Genomic DNA, 20,530 nt, shown 5'->3' on the forward strand with positions numbered 1-20,530 from the left:
CTGGCTCGGGGAAAAGGACGAAACCTCTTTAAGGGATGTGGAAAATGAGAATTTTATCCTGCTGCCCAGGGGCACGGTCCTAAGAAACCTGGCAGACACCCGGTTCCGGGAGCACCATTTTATCCCAAAGTTTTCTATGGAATGCAACAGTACCCATCTGGTGAGGAGTCTGGTCAGTGATCAGGTGGGAATCACCCTGTGGCCGGAATATTCCTGGGGAAAACGGCCGGATGTACATATGGTGAGGATCGCAGAGCCGGGATTTCATCGCTCTGTATTTCTATTGCGCCAGAAAAACGGGGAGATCCCCCCAGCGGCAGAGCGGTTTGTCCAGTTTGTAGAGGACTATATGAGAACACTGGAGAATGAAAAATAATGCACATTAGGAAGCGGCCCTGGAAACAGGGCTGTTTTTATTTTATTTCTTTTTCCTTATTCATTTTACACATATAGAGCATGCGAATTGTATATTGGACAATAATAAGTGGAATATGTATAATGTGCTTAAATAATTGATGGTAAAACGATAAAAATTGTGAAAATTAACACAATAATGGAGGTGAGAGGAATTGAACCGGATTAAGGAGACCAACCGCCTGCTGGCGGAAAATCTAGTGAGATCCATTATGAAGGATTATGAGGCCTGCGGGATCGCAGCAGCCATAATCGACAAAAACGGTGTGACCCAGTACGAGAAATTCTGGGGAGTGAGAGATCTGGAATCCCAGAAAGAGCTGGATGGGGAAACGATCTTTGGACTGGCTTCAGTGACCAAATCCTTCACTGCTTTAGCTATTATGCAGATGGAGGAGCGGGGGATCCTTAAGCTGGACGACCCGGTAAGCCGATATGTTCCGGAATTTACCAATAAAAACCAGAAAACCGTGACGATCCGACATCTTTTAACCCACAGCGGCGGCTTTTTCCCTCTTCCCAGGATCCTGGTGGATCAGGTGGCTGCGGAGATGGGGCTGGATGAGAAGGAGGTGGGAGATCTGGCCTACAATGACGCTCTGGCGGATGAAGGGGTCCGCCGGGTGGCAGAACGGCTGGATGCCCAGACAGAAGAAAGTGGCCTGAACGGAGAGCCGGGCGAATACTTGAGCTACTGCAATGACGGTTATGGCCTGCTTTCGGATATCATCCGCAGGCACGGTGGTGAACCCTCTTATGCGGAATATCTTTTAAAGAATATCATTGAGCCTCTGGGTATGAAGCGGAGTTTCTGTGATTTTGTCCGGCCCAGTCTGGATGTCAATGCCGCCACTCTATATAAAAAGGTAAACGGCGTTATGACAGCCTCCAGGGATTACCATGATCATGCCTTTGTACTAAACGGAGGCGGAGCCATGAAATCCACTCTGAACGATCTGAAAAAATATCTGGCAATGTATCTGAACGAAGGGAAAACGCCGGAGGGGATCCGGATCCTGGGCAGTACAGGGATCCGTGAGATGTGCAGGCCCCGCCAGGATTATGGAGCGTTTGGATATTACGGCTACGGTCTTTCCATGAAACGTCTGGACGATCTGAAGGTGGTGGAACATGGAGGGAGCCTTCCGGGAGTATCCTCCAATATCGCTTGGTCCAATGAGGCGGAGGCGGCAGTCATCGTTCTCTGCAATACCTCAGGAGTACCGGTACGGCTGATCTCCGACGCCCTGATGCGGATGTACAATGGGAGGAATCCGGTGGACCGCCGGGACGTATGGCAGGAAACATCCTGGGATGAGGAGACGATCCTGGAAGCCCAGGGAATGTATATTTCCGGAGAAGGGACAAAGGCGGAGCTTTACAGGAAGAAGGACGGGAGTTTGGGGGCAAGAGAGAATGGAAAAGAGATCCCCATTATCCCGGTAGGTCCCAAAACCGCCATCGTCCGGAATCAATATTCGGACCTTTTTATCCGCCTGATCCAGAACGAGAGCCGGGGCATCTACGCCATTGCTTATGGCAGCAGGCTGATCCCCAAAAGCCGGCAGGAGAAACGGGAAGAAGGAGAATAACGGAATGGGAAAGCAATACCAGATCCAGTGCTGTATTAGAAATCTAGTCTATGCTGCAGTCGCGGCAGCAGTTGTTTTTGTTATACGCAGGCAGTGGAATCTCATCGGGATCTCCGATGCCTGCGCTCTCTCTGGAATCGTGTTCCTGATCGTGGGTTTGTTCCGCCGGGCAAGATATATGAGGTTTTACGATCTTTGCATTTATGGAGCCATGCGGTTTAAAAGCTTAAGGACCAATCCGGGAGTTTCAGATAAGACATTCGGAAGCTATGGCGAATTTGTAGAAAAAAGACGGTATGAAAGAAACTATACAGAATCTTTTATTGCGGCGGCCAGCATGTTTATCTGCTCGCTCGCAATATTGGGCATATAATCAAGGAGGAAGAAAGCGATGAAAAAGACGAAAAAAATGCTGGCAGCCATGCTGGCAGTGAGCACTCTGGCGGCGGCGCTCTCGGGCTGTTCCGGTGGGAACAAGACCGACGGAAGCCTGGAGTTTACGGAAGCGGCATCGGCAGATGGCAATAATGGGACGACAGAGGCAGGGGCGTCTGAATCCAGCGAGGCGAAGACAGATCCCAATGGTGAAAAGCCTTCACCAGAAGGCTATGGGATCCTGCGGGAGGCGTCCACTGCGAAGATCGGTTCTTTGAACCCACTGACGTATACCCAGTCCTATGCGTCTACCCAGATCAAGCGCTCCTCTATGACTTTATACGGATATTTCCCCAGTGCGGATTACACTGCATGTGAAATTGCGGGAGAGCTGGCAGCGGAGGAGCCGATCCAGATGGATGAGGAAGGAAAGGTATGGCAGATCAAGGTCCGGGAAGGCTGCGTGTGGGAAAATGGAGATACCCTGGATGCCAATGATGTGTATTATACCTGGAAGATGATCCTGGATCCGAAGCTTGCGAACCTGAGGGCAAGTAACTTTGCCAACGATGCCATTGAGATCGTGAAGGCAATGGACTATTTCCAGGGTAATGCCTCCTGGGATGAGGTGGGCCTGAAGCTGATCGACGACCATACGCTGGAAATACATACCGTCAGCATGCACAACCCAACAGAGGTCATGATCCATCTGGCACATCCGGCCAACTGTATGATCAATGAAGAATACTATGAAAAAGGGATGAACGCAGATAGAACGGAGACCATGTACGGGACATCTCAGGAACAATATATTTCCTGCGGACCGTTCCTGGTAGAGAACTGGGTCAACGACGCAGAGATCACCTTTAAGAAAAACCCCAATTATCCATTTGCGGACCGTATCTGGCTGGCAGGGATCAATATTAAGGTTGTTGAGGACAGCAGTACACAGATGCAGCTGTTCGAAAACGGCGAGATCGATTATGTTCAGCTTTCCACATCTAATTACTTAAAGTATGAAGAGGATCCGCGGGTTCTTCTGGCTCCGTATAACTCTGTGCGCCATGTGGTGGTCAATACCATCAACCCGGAGAAACCGATCTTAGCCAATGAAAAGTTCAGACAGGCCCTTTATTACGGAGTAGACAGAGAAAATCTCGCGAGCCTGACCAAACAGGATCCGGCAGAGTATATTGTTCCCACCACCCATATGATGGATCTGAACAAAAATATCACCTTCCGTGATACCGAAGAAGGAAAAGCAAACAGAAAAGAAAACTACGGATATGATCCTGAAAAGGCAAAACAGCTGTTTGACGAGGCAATGTCCGAGGAAGGCCTGGACAAGCTGACGCTGACCATGCATTACTCTGACACAGAGTTAATGGCCCAGATGTCAGAATTCCTCCAGCAGAGCTGGCCGAAGCTGTTTGGCGCAGACCGGTTTGAACTGAAGCTCCAGGCGATGCCGGCCAATCAGCTGAGCCAGGTGAAGAGGGGATGGCAGACCAACCCGGCCTCTTACGAGTTAAGCTGGGGCGGCTGGGTCGGCAATGATCTGGCGCCGTGGAACGCGTTTAAGTATTGGACGTCCTTCTACTCCAACAAAAACGAGCCGTTTATCAATGAAGAGTTTGATAAAGTATTCAACGCAGCGAACTTCGCAGATGATCGTTTTGACGAAGGTGTTCGTCTGAAAGAGGTTGCGGAAATGGAACGCTTACTGATCGAGCCGGCCAATGTTATTCCGGTAACACAGGACATTTATAAGTATTTAAAGGCTGATCGCTTACAGCTTTCCACAAACGGTTATGTAAACCGGATCGGCTTTGCCTGGGACTATTCCAAGATCATTGAATGATCCAGGATGGATCAATGATAGAAAAAGACAGAAGTAGAGTGACGAGACCACAGACAGGCTGCTTCATAAAAGGAGCAGCTTGTCATTCTTCTGAGGATTTTTGCGATTAAGCTGTGCGAGAAGCCGGATATTGAAAAATATAGCATCTGAAAAAGAAGGAATTAAATAGATGAAAGGAGTGAGGATCGGCAGTGTTTCGATATATTATTGACCGAGTGATCGCGTTATTTATCACATTGTTTATTATTGTATCCATTGCCTTTTGTGTTGTCCGCCTGATGCCGGGAAGCGTGTACGATCAGGATGGAGATCTGTCACAGACCGTTATTGATACTTTGAATGAAAAATATCATTTTGATGAGCCCATAATCAAGCAGTACGGCTATTTCCTGAAGAATGTATTCCTCCATGGAGACTGGGGCACATCCATGAAAATGCGTCCCAATGTACCAGTATTTGAGGTCATGAAGGACCGGATCCCGGTAACCTTGCAGATCAATCTGATATCGCTGTTTGCAGCCATACCGATCGGACTTGCAGCCGGAATCGTGGCGGCAATAAAGAAAAATACGATCATCGACCACTTTGTATCATTTATGGTGGTTATCTTCATTTCAGTGCCTTCATTCGTATTTGCCACATGCCTCCAGTATTTTGTGGGATATAAGGCAGGAGCTTTTCCGATCATATACGATGCGTCAGCCACTGGAATGGCAGCACTCCATTCCATGTTCCTTCCTATTTTAGCGCTGATGTTCAGCCCCATCGCCCGTGTTGCCCGTTATTTAAGAGCGGAGCTGGCAGAAACCATGAACTCTGAGTTTATGCTTCTTGCCAAAACAAAGGGCTTAACGTATGCACAGAGCACAATCCGCCATGGCCTCAGAAACTCCATGGTGCCGCTGGCCAATATTATCATTCCGATGTTTGCCAATGTTTTAGGCGGTTCACTGGTCGTAGAAAATATTTTCTCTGTTCCTGGAATGGGAGGTATGATGGTAGACTCCATCAACGCCAGCGACCACATGCTGACCGTGGCGATCCTGGTGTTCTACTCCATGATCTCGCTGATCACAGTCCTTATCGTAGATATTTCCTACGGCATCATTGACCCGAGAGTCAGAATGGGAGGGAAGAAGTAATGGTATTGTATGAAGATAACAAAGCAAAGTATGACGCAGTATCCAAAGACTTGTTCCGTCTGGTACAGAGAGATGAGAAGATCCATGATGTGGAATTTAAGACAAAGCCCATTGGATTCTTCATGGACGTATGGCTGCGGTTTGTAAAAAATAAGGCGTCTGTGATCGCGGCGGTCATCATTCTGATCATTTCGTTTTTTGCCGTGTTCGGTCCGGGCATGAATGAGTACACCTACGATGAGCAGCACACAGAGCTGACCAACATGCCTCCCAAGGTGCCCTTTATCGCAAAAATGAACCTGGGCTTCTTTGACGGCGGCTATACCATGGAAAACCGGAAATACGACAACTTAAACGATCCGGAAAAGTATCCGGAGGGCTGTATCCTGGAGGTCATCAACCCCAGACTGGTCAACGGGGAGCGGATCGTGGACGTGGTCGTGGACTATTATAAGTATAAAGGGCTCAGCGACGAGCAGTGCTTCTGGTTCGGAAGCGACTACCTGGGCCGCGATATCTGGACCCGTATGTGGAGAGGCGCCCGGGTATCCCTGATCATCGCAGTGGTGTCGGTATGCTGCAACGTGTTCATCGGCGTGGTTTACGGCTCCATTTCCGGTTATTACGGCGGAAAGGTGGACATGGTGATGATGCGTATCACAGAGATCATCAACGCCTTCCCCAGGATCGTTGTGGTGACCCTGTTCATCATGGTGTTTGGTACGGGAATGTTCTCCATCATCATGTCCTTAGTCATCAAGGACTGGGTGAGCACGGCCCGTATGGTCCGCTCCCAGTTCTACCGGTTCAAGGGGCGTGAGTACGTACTGGCGGCCAGGACCCTGGGCGTGAAGGATATGGCGCTGATCTTCCGTCATATTCTTCCCAACTCCATCGGCCCCATCATCACCAGCTCCATGATCGCCATCCCAACTGCCATCTTCTCCGAGTCCTTCCTGGCGTACATCGGACTGGGCCTCCAGGCTCCGGAGCCGTCCATCGGCGTTATGTTATCCAGAGGACAGAAGGTGCTTTTACAGTATCCCAGCCAGGTGGTTTTCCCGGCGATCATCATCTCTCTTCTGATGATCTCCTTCAACCTGTTCGGAAACGGCCTGCGGGATGCCTTTGACCCCACATTAAGAGGAGCAGAATAGGAGGAAGAAGATGAAAGATCCAATCTTAGAGGTAAATAATTTGAGAGTCTCCTTCCGTACCTATAACGGAAAGGTCCAGGCTGTCCGCGGCATTGACTTTAAGCTGTTTGAGGGCGAGACTCTGGCCATCGTAGGCGAGTCGGGTTCCGGAAAATCCGTGACCACCAAGGCGATCTTAGGGATCCTTCCCAAAAACTCCATCATTGAGGAGGGGGAGATCCTTTATAAGGGAGACGATCTGACAAAATATAAGGAAAAAGACTTTTATAAGATCCGCGGAAAGGAGATCTCCCTGATCTTCCAGGATCCGCTTTCTGCGCTGAATCCCATCATGAAGATCGGGAAGCAGATCACCGAGGCCCTGGTCTTAAGAGAGCACATGACAAAGGAGCAGGCAAAGAAGCGGGCTATTGAGCTGATGGAAATGGTGGGGATCCCCAGGCCGGAGGAGCGGTTTGAGCAGTATCCCTTCCAGTTCTCCGGCGGTATGCGCCAGCGTATCGTCATCGCCATTGCCCTGGCCAGCAATGCCAGGATCATGATCTGTGACGAGCCCACCACGGCTCTGGACGTGACCATCCAGGCGAAGATCCTGGACGAGATCAAGGAGATCAAAAGAAAACAGAAGCTCTCCGTGATCTTCATTACCCATGATCTGGGCGTTGTAGCCAATATGGCGGACCGGATCTGCGTGATGTATGCCGGAAAGATCGTAGAGGTGGGAACAGCCAGGGAGATCTTTTACAGCCGCTCCACCCCTACACCTGGGCCCTGCTTTCTTCCATGCCGGATCTGGAGACAAAGGAGCGGCTGTTCTCCATTCCGGGAACGCCGCCCAACATGATCTTCCCGCCCAAGGGCGACGCCTTTGCCGAGCGGAACCAGTATGCTATGCAGGTGGATTTTGAGGAGGAGCCGCCGTTCTTCAAGCTGAGCGACACCCATTACGCTGCCACCTGGCTTCTGCATCCCAATGCACCCAAGGTGGAAATGCCGGAAGCGCTTCAGCATCGGATCGCACGTATGAACAGGAAGGAGGGCGTATAGGATGGAACAGAACGCACAGAAGGAACGGGAGAAGATCCTGGAGATCAAAAATCTCTGTATGGAATTCCCCGCCGGAAAGAAAAAGACCGTAAAGGCCTTAAACAATGTGACCTTCGATATTTATAAGGGCGAAAACTTCGGTCTGGTGGGCGAGAGCGGCTGCGGAAAGACCACCCTGGGCCGTACTCTGATCCGCCTTTACAATCCCACCTCCGGTGAGATCCTGTTCAATGGGAAAAATATTTCCGGAAAGCTTTCAAAGGCAGACCGGGACTATGTCACAAGAAATCTGTCCATGATCTTCCAGGATCCGGTCTCCTCCCTGAATCCCCGTATGACGGTGGAGGAGATCATTGCCGAGGGCTTAAAGACCAGGGGAGAAAAGGATAAGGAGCTGATCCGGAAAAGTGTTTCTTCTATATTAAATAAGGTGGGACTGCTTCCCGAGCACGGCTCCCGTTACCCCCATGAGTTCTCCGGCGGCCAGAGGCAGAGGATCGGCATTGCCCGTTCCCTGGTGGTAAAGCCGTCGGTGATCATCGCCGATGAGCCGGTTTCAGCTTTGGACGTGTCCATCCAGGCCCAGGTCATCAACCTGTTAATGGACATAAAAAAAGAAATGGACTTGACAATTCTGTTCATTGCCCATAATCTTGCAGTAGTAAAGTATTTCTCTGACCGGATCGGGGTGATGCACTTCGGGACCATGGTGGAGCTGGCGGACGCGGATGAGCTGTATGCCCATCCGGTGCATCCCTACACCAAATCCCTGCTGTCAGCCATCCCCCAGCCGGATCCCGACCGGGAGAAGGACAAGCAGAGGCTTTACTATGATCCTTCCATGCATGATTACTCAAAGGAACAGCCCAGTTTCCAGGAGATCCGGCCGGGCCACTTTGTGTATGCTTCTGATTCCGAGATGGAACAGTACAGGAAGGAATTATAAGAGACAGGAGCAGAAAGAAAATGGGAAAAAATGTATTGAAGACCATTGCCACCGGCGACATGTTCATCACCCGCCGGATCGCAAAAGACGGTTACGAGGGGTTCGAGGAGGTCCGGGACTGCATCATGGAGCATGATGTGAAGTTTTCTAACCTGGAAATGACCTTCCATGACCAGGAGGGATATCCGGCGGCAGAAAGCGGAGGCACCTGGGCCATGATGGATCCGGGCGCTCTGGACGATATCCAGAGATTCGGCTTCAACCTCTACAACACGGCCAACAACCATTCCGGTGATTACGGCCAGGAGGGCGTCATGGCCACCATCCGCCATCTGAACGAGAGGGATATGGTGTTTTCAGGCACGGGAAAAAATCTGGGAGATGCCTCCAAGGCCTGCTATCTGGAGACCAGAAAGGGAAGGGTGGCGCTGATCAGCGTATCCTCCACCTTCAGCGCGGCTTCCAGGGCCGGCGGCCAGTCCCATCAGATGATCGGACGTCCGGGACTGAATCCCTTACGTTCCTCCACCAGATACCATGTGGATCCGGCCCATTATGAGATGGCCCAGGAGCTGGTGAAGGTAACGAAGGTCAATGCAGAAATGGAATTTGAGATCCGCAACGGATATTTTAACCCGCTGGAGCCGGGGGTCCTTCCCTTTGGAAACGCCGGAATGTTCATTCTGGACGAGAAGAACTGGATTGAGAGCATTCCCAACCAGGAGGACATGAAGCGGATCACCGATGAGATCGCAGAAGCCAGAAAACAGGCGGACGTGGTATTTGTCAGCTTCCACGGCCATGAGACCGACGGCGAGGACACCACCGTTCCGGCCATGTTCCTGGAGACCTTTTCCAGGGCCTGCATCGACGCCGGGGCTCATGCGGTGATCGGCCACGGCCCTCACGAGCTGCGCGGCATTGAGATCTACAAGGGCGGTCTGATCCTGTACAGCCTGGGAAACTTCCTGTTTGAGACGGAGACCGTGAGCCTTCAGCCCTATGACGCCTACATCAACCGGAAGATGCCCCTGGATACAAAGGTGGGAAGCTACATGGATAACCGCAGCAAAAATGGGACCGTGGGCTACGGCGTTCTGGAGAACATCTGGAGAGCTGTCATGGCTGCCTGGGATATGGAGGACGGAAAGATCACCCAGGTACAGCTGTATCCCATCACCCTGGGGCTCCACGATAAGCGTCCCCACAAAGGACTTCCCAGAATGTCCGGAAGCGAGGAGACCTTAAGATATCTCCAGCAGCTCAGTGAGCCCTACGGGACGAAGATCCGCATCGAGAACGGCGTTGGCTATATCGATCTGTAAGGACGGCGCTGGCTGAAAACGGAAAAATTTATGTACATAAGAGGGACTGCTGCAAAAGAGAAGCTTAGAAGCGACTCTTTTGCGGCAGTTCCTTTTTGCATGGAAAAATACCTCCGCAGTTCCGCAGGCTGATGCATATAACGGAATATTATGCATTTATAACTAATAAATATACAAAAAAACTCTTGCAATCCGATTCCATGTAGGATATAATCTTGTTAATTTACATGTAGAGAAAACCAAGGTCACTGGCGGCGGAGAAAGACGTATGCCGCCGGCATCCAATGAAACATGCTATGAATAATTATGGAGGAAAAGATGATGGCAGAGAAAAAATATAACAAGATCGTGCTTGCATATTCCGGCGGACTGGATACTTCCGTGCTGATCCCGTGGCTGAAGGAAACGTATGGATGTGAGGTCATTGCTGTTTCCGGGGATGTGGGACAGGGAACGGAGCTGGACGGCCTGGAGGAAAAGGCCTTAAAAACAGGCGCTTCCAAGCTGTATATCGAGGATCTGAAGAAGGAATTTGTGGAGGAGTATATCATTCCCACAGTAAAGGCCGGAGCCGCCTATGAGAATTACCTGCTGGGGACCTCCTTTGCCCGTCCGCTGATCGCAAAGCGTATTGTTGAGATCGCAAAGAAGGAGGGAGCCGACGCCATCTGTCATGGCTGTACAGGAAAGGGAAACGATCAGGTACGATTTGAGCTGGCCATCAAGGCCTTTGCCCCTCAGATGGATGTGATCGCTCCCTGGCGTTTCTGGGAACTGAACTCCAGAGAGAAGGAGATCGCCTATGCAGAGGCCCACAATATCCCGCTGAAGATCACGAAAGAGACCAATTATTCTAAGGATAAGAATTTGTGGCATCTGTCCCACGAGGGCCTGGATCTGGAGGATCCGGCCAACGAAGCGCCTGTGAATAAGCCTGGTTTTCTGGAGCTGGGCGTATCTCCGGAGCAGGCGCCGGATCAGCCTTCATATGTGACCATCCATTTTGAAAAGGGAGTTCCCACCAGCGTAAATGGTGAGGCGATGGACTGTGAGACGGTGATCCAGACCCTCAACAAGCTCGGTGGGGAAAACGGCTGCGGACTGCTGGACGTGGTGGAAAACCGCCTTGTGGGAATGAAGAGCCGCGGAGTTTATGAGACTCCAGGGGGGACCATCCTTTATAAGGCCCATGAAAAGCTGGAGGAGATCACTTTGGATAAGGAGACCCAGCACTATAAACAGCAGCTGGCGCTGAAGTTCGCGGAGCTTGTATACAATGGACAGTGGTATACGCCCCTGCGGAAGGCCATGAGCGCTTTTGTGGATTCCACCCAGGAGACGGTCACCGGAGATGTGAAGCTGAAACTCTATAAAGGAAATATCATCCCGGCGTCTGTGACATCCCCGTACAGCCTCTATTCTTCGGAAATGGCAACCTTTGACGAGGACGACTGCTATGAGCAGGGCGATTCCGCCGGATTTATCAGTCTTTTCGGACTCCCCATCAAGGTACGCGCCATGAATGATGAGGCGTTGGCAGAGAAAACGGGAACGCATTTCCCATCGGTAGAATAAAGGAGAACCTATGGCAAAGTTATGGGCAGCACGGTTTGGAAAAGAAACAGACAGCACTGTCAATGATTTCAATTCGTCTATTTCATTTGACAGCCGTTTATATAAGGAAGATATCACCGGGTCCATGGCCCATGCGGCCATGCTGGGGAAACAGGGGATCATTGAAAACGGAGAGACTGAAAAGATCATAGAAGGTCTGAAGGGGATCCTTTCGGATCTTGAGAGCGGGAAGCTCCAGTTTTCGGAGGAATACGAGGATGTCCATATGAATATCGAGCAGATCCTCACGGAGCGGATCGGGGATGCGGGAAAACGGCTTCATACGGCCAGGTCAAGGAATGATCAGGTGGCTCTGGATCTGCGGCTTTATGTGAAAAAAGAGATCCTGGCCATCAAGGCTCTGGTCCTGGAGTTTATGGAGGCTCTGTGTGCAAGTGCGGAAGAAAACCTGGAGACGGTCATGCCTGGCTACACCCATTTACAGAGAGCCCAGCCGGTGACCTTCGGCCATTATATGATGGCCTATGCCAATATGATGAAGCGGGATGTGGTCCGTCTGGAAAACTGCCTGGAGGGGATGGATGATATGCCCCTGGGGTCCGGCGCTCTGGCATCCACGACCTATCCCATCGACCGGGATTTTGTAAGGCAGCAACTGGGTTTTTCACGGGTGACGGACAATTCTCTGGACGGAGTCTCCGACCGGGATTACTGCATTGAGCTGGCCAGTGCGCTCTCTATTTTAATGATGCATATTTCCCGGCTGTCGGAGGAGATCATCGCCTGGTGCTCCTGGGAATTTAAGTTTGTGGAGCTGGACGACGCCTTTTCCACCGGCTCCTCCATCATGCCCCAGAAGAAAAATCCCGATGTCTGTGAGCTGATCCGTGGTAAGACTGGGCGGGTATACGGAGATCTGATGACGCTTTTGACCATGTTAAAGGGGATCCCTCTTGCCTATAATAAGGATCTGCAGGAGGATAAGGAGGCTGTTTTTGACGCCATTGATACGGCAAAGCAGTGTCTGAAGGTACTGACGCCCATGTTCTCCACCATGGAGATATTGAAGGATAACATGAAAAAAGCGGCATTAAAGGGCTTTATCAATGCCACCGACTGCGCAGATTATCTCACGAAAAAGGGGATGCCCTTCCGGGACGCATACAGGACCGTTGGCCAGCTGGTGGCCCAGTGCGTAAAGGAAGACAAGTCCCTGGCAGATCTGACCCTGGAAGAGTATAAAGAGTATTCGGAGCATTTTGATGCGGATATTTATAGGGCCATCGACCTGGGGACGTGTGTGGCCGGGAGATGCGTCACCGGAGGCCCGGCTCCCAGTGAGGTGGAGCGGCAGATCGGCGTGATCCGTCGGTTCCTGGAGCAAAGAAAATAATAAGAAATAAAACAAAGATCCCGCCCTGTCTGGCACACAGGGCGGGAAATGTTTTTTTGGGGACCTGTCCGATGCAGCTCTGGAAGACAGGAATGAAAATTTCTATACGATGTATGAGATGTAAAGGAAAAAGCTATACCATATGCAAACACTTGATTTCTATTAGCTGTCTGATATAATGAAAAACATTGAGAATATTTGGGAGGAAGAAAAAGTGAAAACGAAGAAGGTACTGGCAGGATTTACTGCGGCTGCGATCGCAGCCAGTATGATAACTGGCTGTGGGTCTGGTGCGAAAACAGAGACAGCGGTAAGCACAGAGGCAGAGACAACGGCGGCCGAAGAGAAGGAAACGACGGCGGCAGAGACGGCACAGGATACGGAAAAGAGGAAAGAACGGATCCTTACGGTCAGCGGAAACGGGGATTTTGGTTTCCCATCCGTTTATACGATCTCCCCCAAGGGCCAGGGTTATATGACGCTCAGCTATATTTTTGACACGCTGATGTGGAAGGATGAGTCCGGTCTGATCCCCTATCTGGCAGAGGATTATTCTGTGTCTGAGGATGGACTGACCTATACATTCCAGCTGAGAAAGGGCGTATCCTTTACAGACGGCACTCCTTTTACGGCAGAGGATGTAAAGTTTACCTTTGATTATATGAAGGAACATCCCTATAAATGGGTATCCGTGTCCATGGTGGAGGAAGCGTCCGTTGTGGACGAGCATACGGTGGAAATTAAGCTGAATAAGACGTATAATCCGTTTTTGAGTGATGTGGCAGGAAGCCTTCCGATCCTTCCCAAGCATATATGGGAGAATGTGACGGAGCCGGAGACGTTCACAGAGCCGGAGGCGGCAATTTCCACAGGCCCGTTCATCCTGGAAAATTATGATTCGGCAGCAGGAACGTATACGTTTAAGGCAAATGAAGATTACTTCTATGGGGATGTCCAGATCGACAAGCTGGTGATCGCCAATGTTTCCGGAGGGGATTCCAAGGAAGCGCTGTTAAGCGGGGAGATTGCTGCGGCTCCAAATATCAGCTATAAGGCGGCAATGTCCTTAAAGGATTCTCCAGAATACACAGTATTAGAGGGCCCGGGCCTTTCCGTAACAAGACTTTATTTTAATTTTGATGAAGAGGCAATGGCTGTAAAGGAGATCCGTCAGGCCATGTATCATGCAGTCAATCTGGACGAGGTCGTAGAGAAGGCCTACGGCGGAGCCGGCTATCCGGGATCTGCAGGCCATGTACAGCCCGGAACGCCCTGGTACAACCCGGACGTCCGTCAGTATGCGTATGATGTGGAGACAGCGAAGAAAATGCTTTCCGAGGCAGGGGCAGCAGACAGCAACGGGGACGGGATCCTGGAATACAACGGAGAAGAGATGTCCTATACGCTGACCTTCACGGAGAATGATGAAAAGCTGGCGGAGCTTTTAGTATCTTATATGAAAGCCGTGGGGATCGAGCTGGTTCCGCAGAGCGCCGATGATGCAACGGTAAAGGCAGCCATCAGCGAAGGAAACTTTGAGCTTGCCTTTAATACCAACGGCTCCTTCGGCGGCGATCCGGTGTTCCTGTCCCGTTTTGCAACAGTCGGCGCAGACGGAGCGCCTTCCGTAACCGGACAGGGCGGAACGACCTGGGAAAGCGAGGAATATAACAGGATCTATAATGAATCCGCAGTGGAGCAGGACGATGCAAAACGTCACCAACAGGTGAACGAACTTCAGGAGATCATCGCAGAAGAGCTTCCCTGTCTGACCTTATACTATAAGAAGGCAGTCGCCGCTTATAACAATACGATTTTTGACGGCTTTTATTATACGCCGGATGGGATTTCCATTGCAGTTCCGTTTATTATGAATAAGCTTGTCTTCGTTTCCGGCCAGTGGAAGGCACAGTAGCGGAGCAGTACAGACGAAAGAGGACTTTTATGAAACGTGGGGGGAAAATGGTTCGGACATACGGACTTTATCTGGTGCTGATCCTGTGCATCAGTTTTTTCCTTCCGCGTTTTTTGCCGGGAAGCCCCCTGTCTGTGCTGGATGAGGCGACGGCTTCCCAGAATATGGAGGCCTTTCCGGATACATTCCGGGAGTATTACGCCCCGGAAAAACCGGAAGCGGTGCAGTTCCTTCTTTATTTAAAACATCTTCTTTCCGGGGATCTGGGCTACTCCCTGACCGGAAAACGGAAGGTCGCAGACATGATCGGGGAAAGTCTTGGATACAGCCTCCTTTTGGCGGGACTTGCGATGACAGTCAGTACGTGCATCGGCGTCTGGTATGGGATGCGGGCAGGGCTTAAGGAAGGGAGCAGTCCGGTACGGCTTTTTCCTCTGATCCTGCTGCAGGCAGTACCTGTCTTTCTTCTTGCAGAGAGCCTGCGGCTTTTGTTTTCCTACCGGCTTTCCTGGTTTCCGTCAAGGGGAGCGTACAGCGTTGGGATGCACCCGTCTTCCGAGGGCTTTCTTCTGGATGTGCTTTACCATATGGTGCTTCCGCTGACGGTCATGATCCTTTCAGAGATCCCCGGTATTGCTGTCTTTACATATAACAGTACGGTGCGGATCAAAAAGCAGCAGTTTGTACGGATGGCCGTTTACTTAAATCTTACGCAGAATATAATTGAAAAAAAATATATTTTCCGGAATATTCTTCCGGAGATCCTCGGAAAGCTCAGCATCCAGAGTATTTCCTGTGTGGCGGGAACGATGTTTGTGGAGGCGGTTTTTGCATATCCGGGGATCGGAATGCTTCTCCGGACTGCGACGGCCAACCGGGATTACCCGCTGATGCAGGGGATCCTGCTGACTGTCTGTACGCTGGCGCTGGTGATCAACGCCATTTTTGAATTCCTGATCCAGCAGATCTCCAGGAGGTAGGTGAATATGAAAAAAAAATGGTCCAGGCTTTCTGCTGTCCAGCGGATCTGTGCAGGAATCTGCATTTTTTATTTCCTTGCAGCAGCTTTCGGCCCCATATTTTCTCCGTTTCCTCCGGATGATTTTTCGTCCCCGGCCCTTCTGCCGCCGGGACGGGTCCATCTTCTGGGAACCGATGAAATGGGGCATGATATTTTTTCCATGGTGCTGAGCGGGTTCCGGTATACCCTGCTGTTTTCGCTGACAGCGGCCCTGGGAAGCGTCTCCCTTGGAACGGTGCTGGCGTTTGCCTCTCTTTATTTTCCGAGGGCAGGGCGGGGGATCAATCATCTGGCAACGGTGTTTCTGATCATTCCGGATATCCTGCTGATCCTTTTTGTGGCGGCCTTTGCAGCGCCAACCTGTACAAATACCATCCTCAGCATGATATTTTTTTCCTGGCCCCGGGTCTTCCGGATCGCAAGGTCCAGGCTTTCCGCCTGTTTTTCCTCCAATAAGGTGGCATATACCATGCTGATAGGAGGAAATATGTGGGATGTGATCCGGAAGCTGTGGCATGACGGATATCCGGTGATCGGAACGCTTTTTATGATGCAGGCCAGCCGGGCGGTCACCTATGAGACTACGCTGGCATTTTTTGGACTGGGGGATCCGCTTTTAAAGACCTGGGGAAGGCTGATCCGCAGCGCGTTAAATTATGAAAATTTCTTTTACGACAATACCTGGTGCTGGTATCTGCTCCCGGCAATGATCTGTGTGGTCGTTTATGTGGCGGTACTCTCCGTACTGGTATTTGATGAGGGGAAGGTATGATAGAAATACAGGGACTTTCCATTTTTTATGGAAAAAGAAAGCTGGCCTATCCGGATATTTCCGTAAAAAAGGGGGAGGCAGTGGGCATAGCGGGAAAAAGCGGATGCGGAAAAACATCGCTGTTTTCGTTTCTTTTGGGAGAGCTTCCGGACAGTGCCTTTTCCTATGAGAGGGCGGAACTTCTTGGACGGGATCTGTCTTTATGGGGGATGGAACGGTTTGAAAAGATCAGCTATATCCCGCAGTTTGCCCAGAGTGCCTTAAACCCCAGGATGAAGGTCTGGGAGCATATAGACGCGGTCCTTTCGGCCTGCGGACGCCGGGGAAGCGGGGAGGCAGAGGAGCTGTTCCAGAAACTGGCTCTTTCAGAGGAGCTTTTTTCCAGATATCCCAGTACGCTGTCCGGGGGGCAGAAGCAGAGGATCGTGATCGCCCTTGCGATGCTAAAAGAACCGGAGCTTCTTTTTATGGATGAGCCGTCCTCTGCCATCGACTTTATCACTCTGCGGCGGATCCTGGAGTACATATGGTCCATTAAAGGAACGACAACGATCCTGATGACGGCCCATCAGCGGCCGTTTCTGGAAAAGGCTGTGGACCGGATCGTGGAGCTTTCGGAGGGAGAAAAATGCTGGAGATCAGAAATGTGACAAAAAGCTATGATGAAAAAGCGGTCCTGTCTTCAGTCTGCTTCACGCTTTTGGATGGGGAAAGCCTTTTGCTGGCAGGAGAAACAGGAGGAGGAAAGACCACCTTGGCCCGGATCATCTGTGGAAGCCAATGCCCGGATTCGGGAGAGGTGCTTCTGGATGGAAAGCGTCTTTTGGGTACATATAGGAAAAGGAGCCCAGAGGAGCTGGCAGATATCCAGTACATCTTTCAGGATCCGTACAGCGCCGTTGAGCTCACCAATACGCTTCGCCAGACCCTGGGTGAAACGGAGCGGGTCATGAAACGGCATGGGCGCGGCTGCCTTCCTATGGAGGAGGCGCTTTTCCAGACGGCGCCGGAGCTTCTGGGAGATATGGATAAAAAAATGGAGCAGTTTTCCGGCGGTCAGCTTCAGCGGATCTGCATTGCCAGAGCCCTGATCCCCAGGCCGAAGCTTCTGATCACAGACGAGTCTACCTCCATGCTGGATAAGGATGGAGAAGACGAGGTCCTAGACGTCCTTCACCGGCTGAAAGGGGAAAGAAAGGTGAGCATCCTGTCTGTCGTCCACGATATTGACTTTTCAGTGGCCCGCTGGGACCGGATCGCAGTGCTTTTTGGGGGGAGGATCGTTGAGGACCTGCCGTTTGGCCGGTTCTTAGAAGAGGCGGCGCATCCTTACAGCCGCCGCCTGATCGAGAGCAGTCTTTTTTTCAGTGAAAAATAAATGGAAGGGGAAAGAAAAATGTCAAAGATCATCACAGTGGATCTGTCCGAGGGGCAGATCGGGGAGAGCGAGTATACCTTTGGACCAGGGAGGGATTACGGCCGGGGGCTGGCCATGCGCCTTTTGAAGGAGCATGTGCCGGACTCCTGCGGACGGCTGGACGCGGAAAATGCGGTCATTTACACACCGGGCCTTTTTACAGGAAACATGGCTCCCAGCGCCACCAGGGGCCTTATCATGTCAAAGGGAGAGGGGAAAAAGGGACTCTGTGTTTCCAGTATCACCGGAGACTTTCCCCAGAAGCTGGCGTCCCTGGATATCGCGTCCATTGTAGTAACGGGAAAATATGAAAAACGGAACGCAGTCGTCTTCGTGGATCCGAACGGGGCAGAGCTTATGTGTATGCCGGAGCTTGAGGGCCATACGACAGCAGAGATGGTGGATATGCTCAGAAAGCAGTTTGGCGAGGACTGCGCCATCATCGGAACCGGCCAGGCTGCGGACCGTATGATGCCGCTGGCCAGTATTTTCGTGACCTATCCAGAGGGACAGCCAAGATTTTATTGTCCCCGGAGCGGAGTCGGCGATATCCCGGGAAGCAAGGGCCTGCGTGCCGTTGTTTTAAAGGCACAGACATATTTTGGAAGCCCCTGTGTGAACAAAGAGGCGTTTCGTGATACCGGAAAGCGTCTGGCAAAGATCATCATGGACAACGAGATCTGCGGCGGCGCTCTGCCGGGACTGGGCTCCATTACCCTGATCCACCTTTTAAAGAGCCGCCAGGCCGTTCCAAAGGTGGAAAAAAAGAGCAGAGAAGGAGCAGAGGTAGCGGAGAAGCAGGGCGGCTGCAGGACCAATTACTGCTGTGCGCCAATGTGCGTCATCGGCTGCTTAAACCGGCACAGTGCAGGGACGGGAGAGGTATTTTCAGCGCCGGAGGAATCCGAAGTACGGGCAGCGCTGACCCAGTGCTTTGGATTTGAAGAAGCGGCCTTTGCAAAGGAGCTGAACCGGCATGGCTTTTCGATCGGCTTAAATACCACAGAATTTGTATATACGGTATCCATGTACTGGAAGGCGACAGGCGAAACGGCCACCAGGGAAAAGGTCCTCTCCATGATGGAAGAGGTGGAGAAGGGAAGCGTACTGGGACGCCTGATCGGCGGAGGGACCGCCGGAGTGGCAGAGCTTTTTAAAGACAGGCCGGATGTGGCAGCTCTTGTTACAAAACCGTCGGTGGTCCAGGAAGAGCAGTTTAAGGTGCATCTGGACAAGCTTTATCCGGAGCTTCAGGATATGGACGATATGGAGCTTCTGTACCGCCAGGTCTTCGTTCTGGAAAACCTGGGCTTCTGTATCTTCTCTTCCTTTGCGCTTCTGAACAACAGAGAGGTCCTGGAGTTTCTGGCACAGATGGCTTCTGACAAGTTCGGAGTCAGGGTCACAGCCCAGGAATTACTCTCTTATGCCGGAGATTGTATTGAACAGGAGACCGCCTACCAGAGAGAGCGGCTGGCCGGGAGCGTTCAGAAAAACATTCCGGAGTTTATCAAGGTTTTGTACCGGTATTTCAGTGAATAAATAACGGATCATTCTTCAAAAGACTGGTCAACAGAAAAAATCCCGCCCTGTCTGGCACACAGGGCGGGAAACGTTTTAAGGGGGACCTGCCAGACGCAACTCTGGCAGGTATGAGTATGAAAAAGCTTTGTGTGTTCAAGTGTAGCACTTGAAACAAAGGCAGGTTATCCTTTCGGATAACGTAATTGTATTATATGGGGTAAATGTGTACAAAGTGTGATTGGAACATAAAAAAATTATAAATATATATAACAGAATATGGTAGATATGGTAAAATATCCGTAAGAATTGCCTGGAGGTTCGTCCGGATGTGTGTCTGGAATGAGCTGCAATGTATGGCATATAGGAAGGGAGAGATACCATGGAAAACATACTGGTGATCGGGATCGCAGGCGGCTCCGGCAGCGGAAAGACGACGCTGACCACCCGGCTTGCGGAACAGTTCCCGGAAGAGGTGACGGTGATCCGGCATGACGATTACTATAAGCACTACGAGGAGCTGACCCTGGAGGAGAGAAAGCTTTTGAACTACGACCATCCCAATGCCTTTGATACGGAACTTCTGATCCGCCATCTGATGGAGCTGAAGCAGGGACGGCCGGTGGAGTGTCCCGTTTATGATTACGCCATATATAATAGAAGCGGAAGGACCCGGACCATACAGCCGCGGCGGGTGGTGATCGTGGAGGGGATCCTGATCTTTGAAAACCGCTGTCTCTGTGATCTCATGGATATCCGGGTATTCGTGGATACAGATGCAGATATCCGCATCATCCGCAGGATCCAGAGGGATGTGGTGGAGCGCGGAAGGAGCCTGGAATCTGTGATCGGCCAATATATAAACACGGTGAAGCCCATGCACGAGCAGTTTGTGGAGCCCAGTAAGAGGAACGCCAGCATCATCGTTCCCGAGGGCGGCTGCAACCGGGTGGCCATGCAGATGCTCTTAAGCCAGGTGCGGAGCCACCTGCGGGGGGAGGACTGACCGGGGCCGGGGAAGGCCGGATCGGAAGCCTGCGCGGCTCCAGTCTTCAGA

At 51.3% G+C, this 20,530-nt stretch carries 17 protein-coding genes and 1 pseudogene; all 18 read left to right on the plus strand.

Features of this window, described 5'->3' with window-relative positions; translation table 11 throughout:
- Nucleotides 1–376, plus strand: a 376-nt coding sequence (locus WIH05_RS09855; protein ID WP_337425319.1) for a LysR substrate-binding domain-containing protein, incomplete at its 5' end; no start/stop codon positions are given.
- Between the two features lie 193 nt (nt 377–569).
- The gene (locus WIH05_RS09860; protein WP_022274721.1) at nt 570–2,006 is read left to right on the plus strand and encodes a serine hydrolase domain-containing protein; all 1,437 of its coding nucleotides are present in this window, start codon (nt 570–572) and stop codon (nt 2,004–2,006) included.
- 4 nt (nt 2,007–2,010) lie between these two features.
- On the plus strand, nt 2,011–2,379 hold the full coding sequence (locus tag WIH05_RS09865) for a hypothetical protein (RefSeq protein ID WP_022274720.1): 369 nt from the start codon (nt 2,011–2,013) through the stop codon (nt 2,377–2,379).
- An 18-nt stretch (nt 2,380–2,397) separates the two neighbouring features.
- Nucleotides 2,398–4,242 carry a peptide ABC transporter substrate-binding protein gene (locus tag WIH05_RS09870; RefSeq protein WP_337425320.1) on the plus strand — a complete coding sequence of 615 codons (1,845 nt, stop codon included), beginning with the start codon at nt 2,398–2,400 and terminating at the stop codon, nt 4,240–4,242.
- 191 nt (nt 4,243–4,433) lie between these two features.
- On the plus strand, nt 4,434–5,384 hold the full coding sequence (locus WIH05_RS09875) for an ABC transporter permease (protein WP_022274718.1): 951 nt from the start codon (nt 4,434–4,436) through the stop codon (nt 5,382–5,384).
- On the plus strand, nt 5,384–6,541 hold the full coding sequence (locus WIH05_RS09880) for an ABC transporter permease (RefSeq protein ID WP_022274717.1): 1,158 nt from the start codon (nt 5,384–5,386) through the stop codon (nt 6,539–6,541). The genes WIH05_RS09875 and WIH05_RS09880 overlap by 1 nt, the downstream gene beginning before the upstream one ends.
- Before the next feature lie 10 nt (nt 6,542–6,551).
- A pseudogene (locus WIH05_RS09885) lies at nt 6,552–7,588 on the plus strand (ABC transporter ATP-binding protein).
- Between the two features lies 1 nt (nt 7,589).
- The gene (locus WIH05_RS09890) at nt 7,590–8,534 is read left to right on the plus strand and encodes an ATP-binding cassette domain-containing protein (protein ID WP_022274715.1); all 945 of its coding nucleotides are present in this window, start codon (nt 7,590–7,592) and stop codon (nt 8,532–8,534) included.
- 20 nt (nt 8,535–8,554) lie between these two features.
- Entirely contained in the window at nt 8,555–9,859 is a 1,305-nt protein-coding gene (locus WIH05_RS09895; RefSeq protein ID WP_022274714.1) for a CapA family protein, read from the plus strand.
- Nucleotides 9,860–10,180: 321 nt separating this feature from the next.
- Nucleotides 10,181–11,434 carry an argininosuccinate synthase gene (locus tag WIH05_RS09900; protein WP_215655229.1) on the plus strand — a complete coding sequence of 418 codons (1,254 nt, stop codon included), beginning with the start codon at nt 10,181–10,183 and terminating at the stop codon, nt 11,432–11,434.
- 10 nt (nt 11,435–11,444) lie between these two features.
- Nucleotides 11,445–12,827, plus strand: a complete 1,383-nt coding sequence (argH, locus tag WIH05_RS09905) for an argininosuccinate lyase (protein WP_022274712.1) — start codon at nt 11,445–11,447, stop codon at nt 12,825–12,827.
- Nucleotides 12,828–13,041: 214 nt separating this feature from the next.
- On the plus strand, nt 13,042–14,742 hold the full coding sequence (locus WIH05_RS09910; protein ID WP_022274711.1) for an ABC transporter substrate-binding protein: 1,701 nt from the start codon (nt 13,042–13,044) through the stop codon (nt 14,740–14,742).
- Between the two features lie 47 nt (nt 14,743–14,789).
- A complete protein-coding gene (locus WIH05_RS09915) occupies nt 14,790–15,722 on the plus strand; it encodes an ABC transporter permease (protein ID WP_215655157.1) in 933 nt (310 codons plus the stop codon).
- 6 nt (nt 15,723–15,728) lie between these two features.
- Nucleotides 15,729–16,535, plus strand: coding sequence for a hypothetical protein (locus WIH05_RS09920; protein ID WP_337425321.1), 807 nt, complete (start codon nt 15,729–15,731; stop codon nt 16,533–16,535).
- The gene (locus WIH05_RS09925; protein WP_022274708.1) at nt 16,532–17,185 is read left to right on the plus strand and encodes an ATP-binding cassette domain-containing protein; all 654 of its coding nucleotides are present in this window, start codon (nt 16,532–16,534) and stop codon (nt 17,183–17,185) included. The genes WIH05_RS09920 and WIH05_RS09925 overlap by 4 nt, the downstream gene beginning before the upstream one ends.
- Nucleotides 17,164–17,913: an ATP-binding cassette domain-containing protein gene (locus tag WIH05_RS09930; RefSeq protein ID WP_022274707.1), complete on the plus strand. Its 750-nt coding sequence runs from the start codon at nt 17,164–17,166 to the stop codon at nt 17,911–17,913. The genes WIH05_RS09925 and WIH05_RS09930 overlap by 22 nt, the downstream gene beginning before the upstream one ends.
- Nucleotides 17,914–17,931: 18 nt before the next feature.
- Complete coding sequence (locus WIH05_RS09935) at nt 17,932–19,494, plus strand: aldehyde ferredoxin oxidoreductase N-terminal domain-containing protein (protein WP_022274706.1); 1,563 nt, start codon at nt 17,932–17,934, stop codon at nt 19,492–19,494.
- A 361-nt stretch (nt 19,495–19,855) separates the two neighbouring features.
- Nucleotides 19,856–20,479 (plus strand): uridine kinase, encoded by a 624-nt coding sequence (gene udk, locus WIH05_RS09940; protein WP_022274705.1) that lies wholly within the window; start codon nt 19,856–19,858, stop codon nt 20,477–20,479.
- Nucleotides 20,480–20,530: the final 51 nt, after the last annotated feature.

The sequence above is a fragment of the Alitiscatomonas sp. genome (assembly GCF_037242085.1).
GTDB classification, from domain to species: Bacteria; Bacillota; Clostridia; order Lachnospirales; family Lachnospiraceae; genus Alitiscatomonas; species Alitiscatomonas aceti.

Bases quoted from the DNA above. Each gene is read 5' to 3' on its own strand.
- WIH05_RS09865 (WP_022274720.1), top strand. From the start codon at position 2,011: ATGGGAAAGCAATACCAGATCCAGTGCTGTATTAGAAATCTAGTCTAT.
- WIH05_RS09870 (WP_337425320.1), top strand. From the start codon at position 2,398: ATGAAAAAGACGAAAAAAATGCTGGCAGCCATGCTGGCAGTGAGCACT.
- WIH05_RS09880 (WP_022274717.1), top strand. From the start codon at position 5,384: ATGGTATTGTATGAAGATAACAAAGCAAAGTATGACGCAGTATCCAAA.
- WIH05_RS09890 (WP_022274715.1), top strand. From the start codon at position 7,590: ATGGAACAGAACGCACAGAAGGAACGGGAGAAGATCCTGGAGATCAAA.
- WIH05_RS09895 (WP_022274714.1), top strand. From the start codon at position 8,555: ATGGGAAAAAATGTATTGAAGACCATTGCCACCGGCGACATGTTCATC.
- WIH05_RS09900 (WP_215655229.1), top strand. From the start codon at position 10,181: ATGGCAGAGAAAAAATATAACAAGATCGTGCTTGCATATTCCGGCGGA.
- argH (WP_022274712.1), top strand. From the start codon at position 11,445: ATGGCAAAGTTATGGGCAGCACGGTTTGGAAAAGAAACAGACAGCACT.
- WIH05_RS09915 (WP_215655157.1), top strand. From the start codon at position 14,790: ATGGTTCGGACATACGGACTTTATCTGGTGCTGATCCTGTGCATCAGT.
- WIH05_RS09920 (WP_337425321.1), top strand. From the start codon at position 15,729: ATGAAAAAAAAATGGTCCAGGCTTTCTGCTGTCCAGCGGATCTGTGCA.
- WIH05_RS09925 (WP_022274708.1), top strand. From the start codon at position 16,532: ATGATAGAAATACAGGGACTTTCCATTTTTTATGGAAAAAGAAAGCTG.
- WIH05_RS09930 (WP_022274707.1), top strand. From the start codon at position 17,164: ATGCTGGAGATCAGAAATGTGACAAAAAGCTATGATGAAAAAGCGGTC.
- WIH05_RS09935 (WP_022274706.1), top strand. From the start codon at position 17,932: ATGTCAAAGATCATCACAGTGGATCTGTCCGAGGGGCAGATCGGGGAG.
- udk (WP_022274705.1), top strand. From the start codon at position 19,856: ATGGAAAACATACTGGTGATCGGGATCGCAGGCGGCTCCGGCAGCGGA.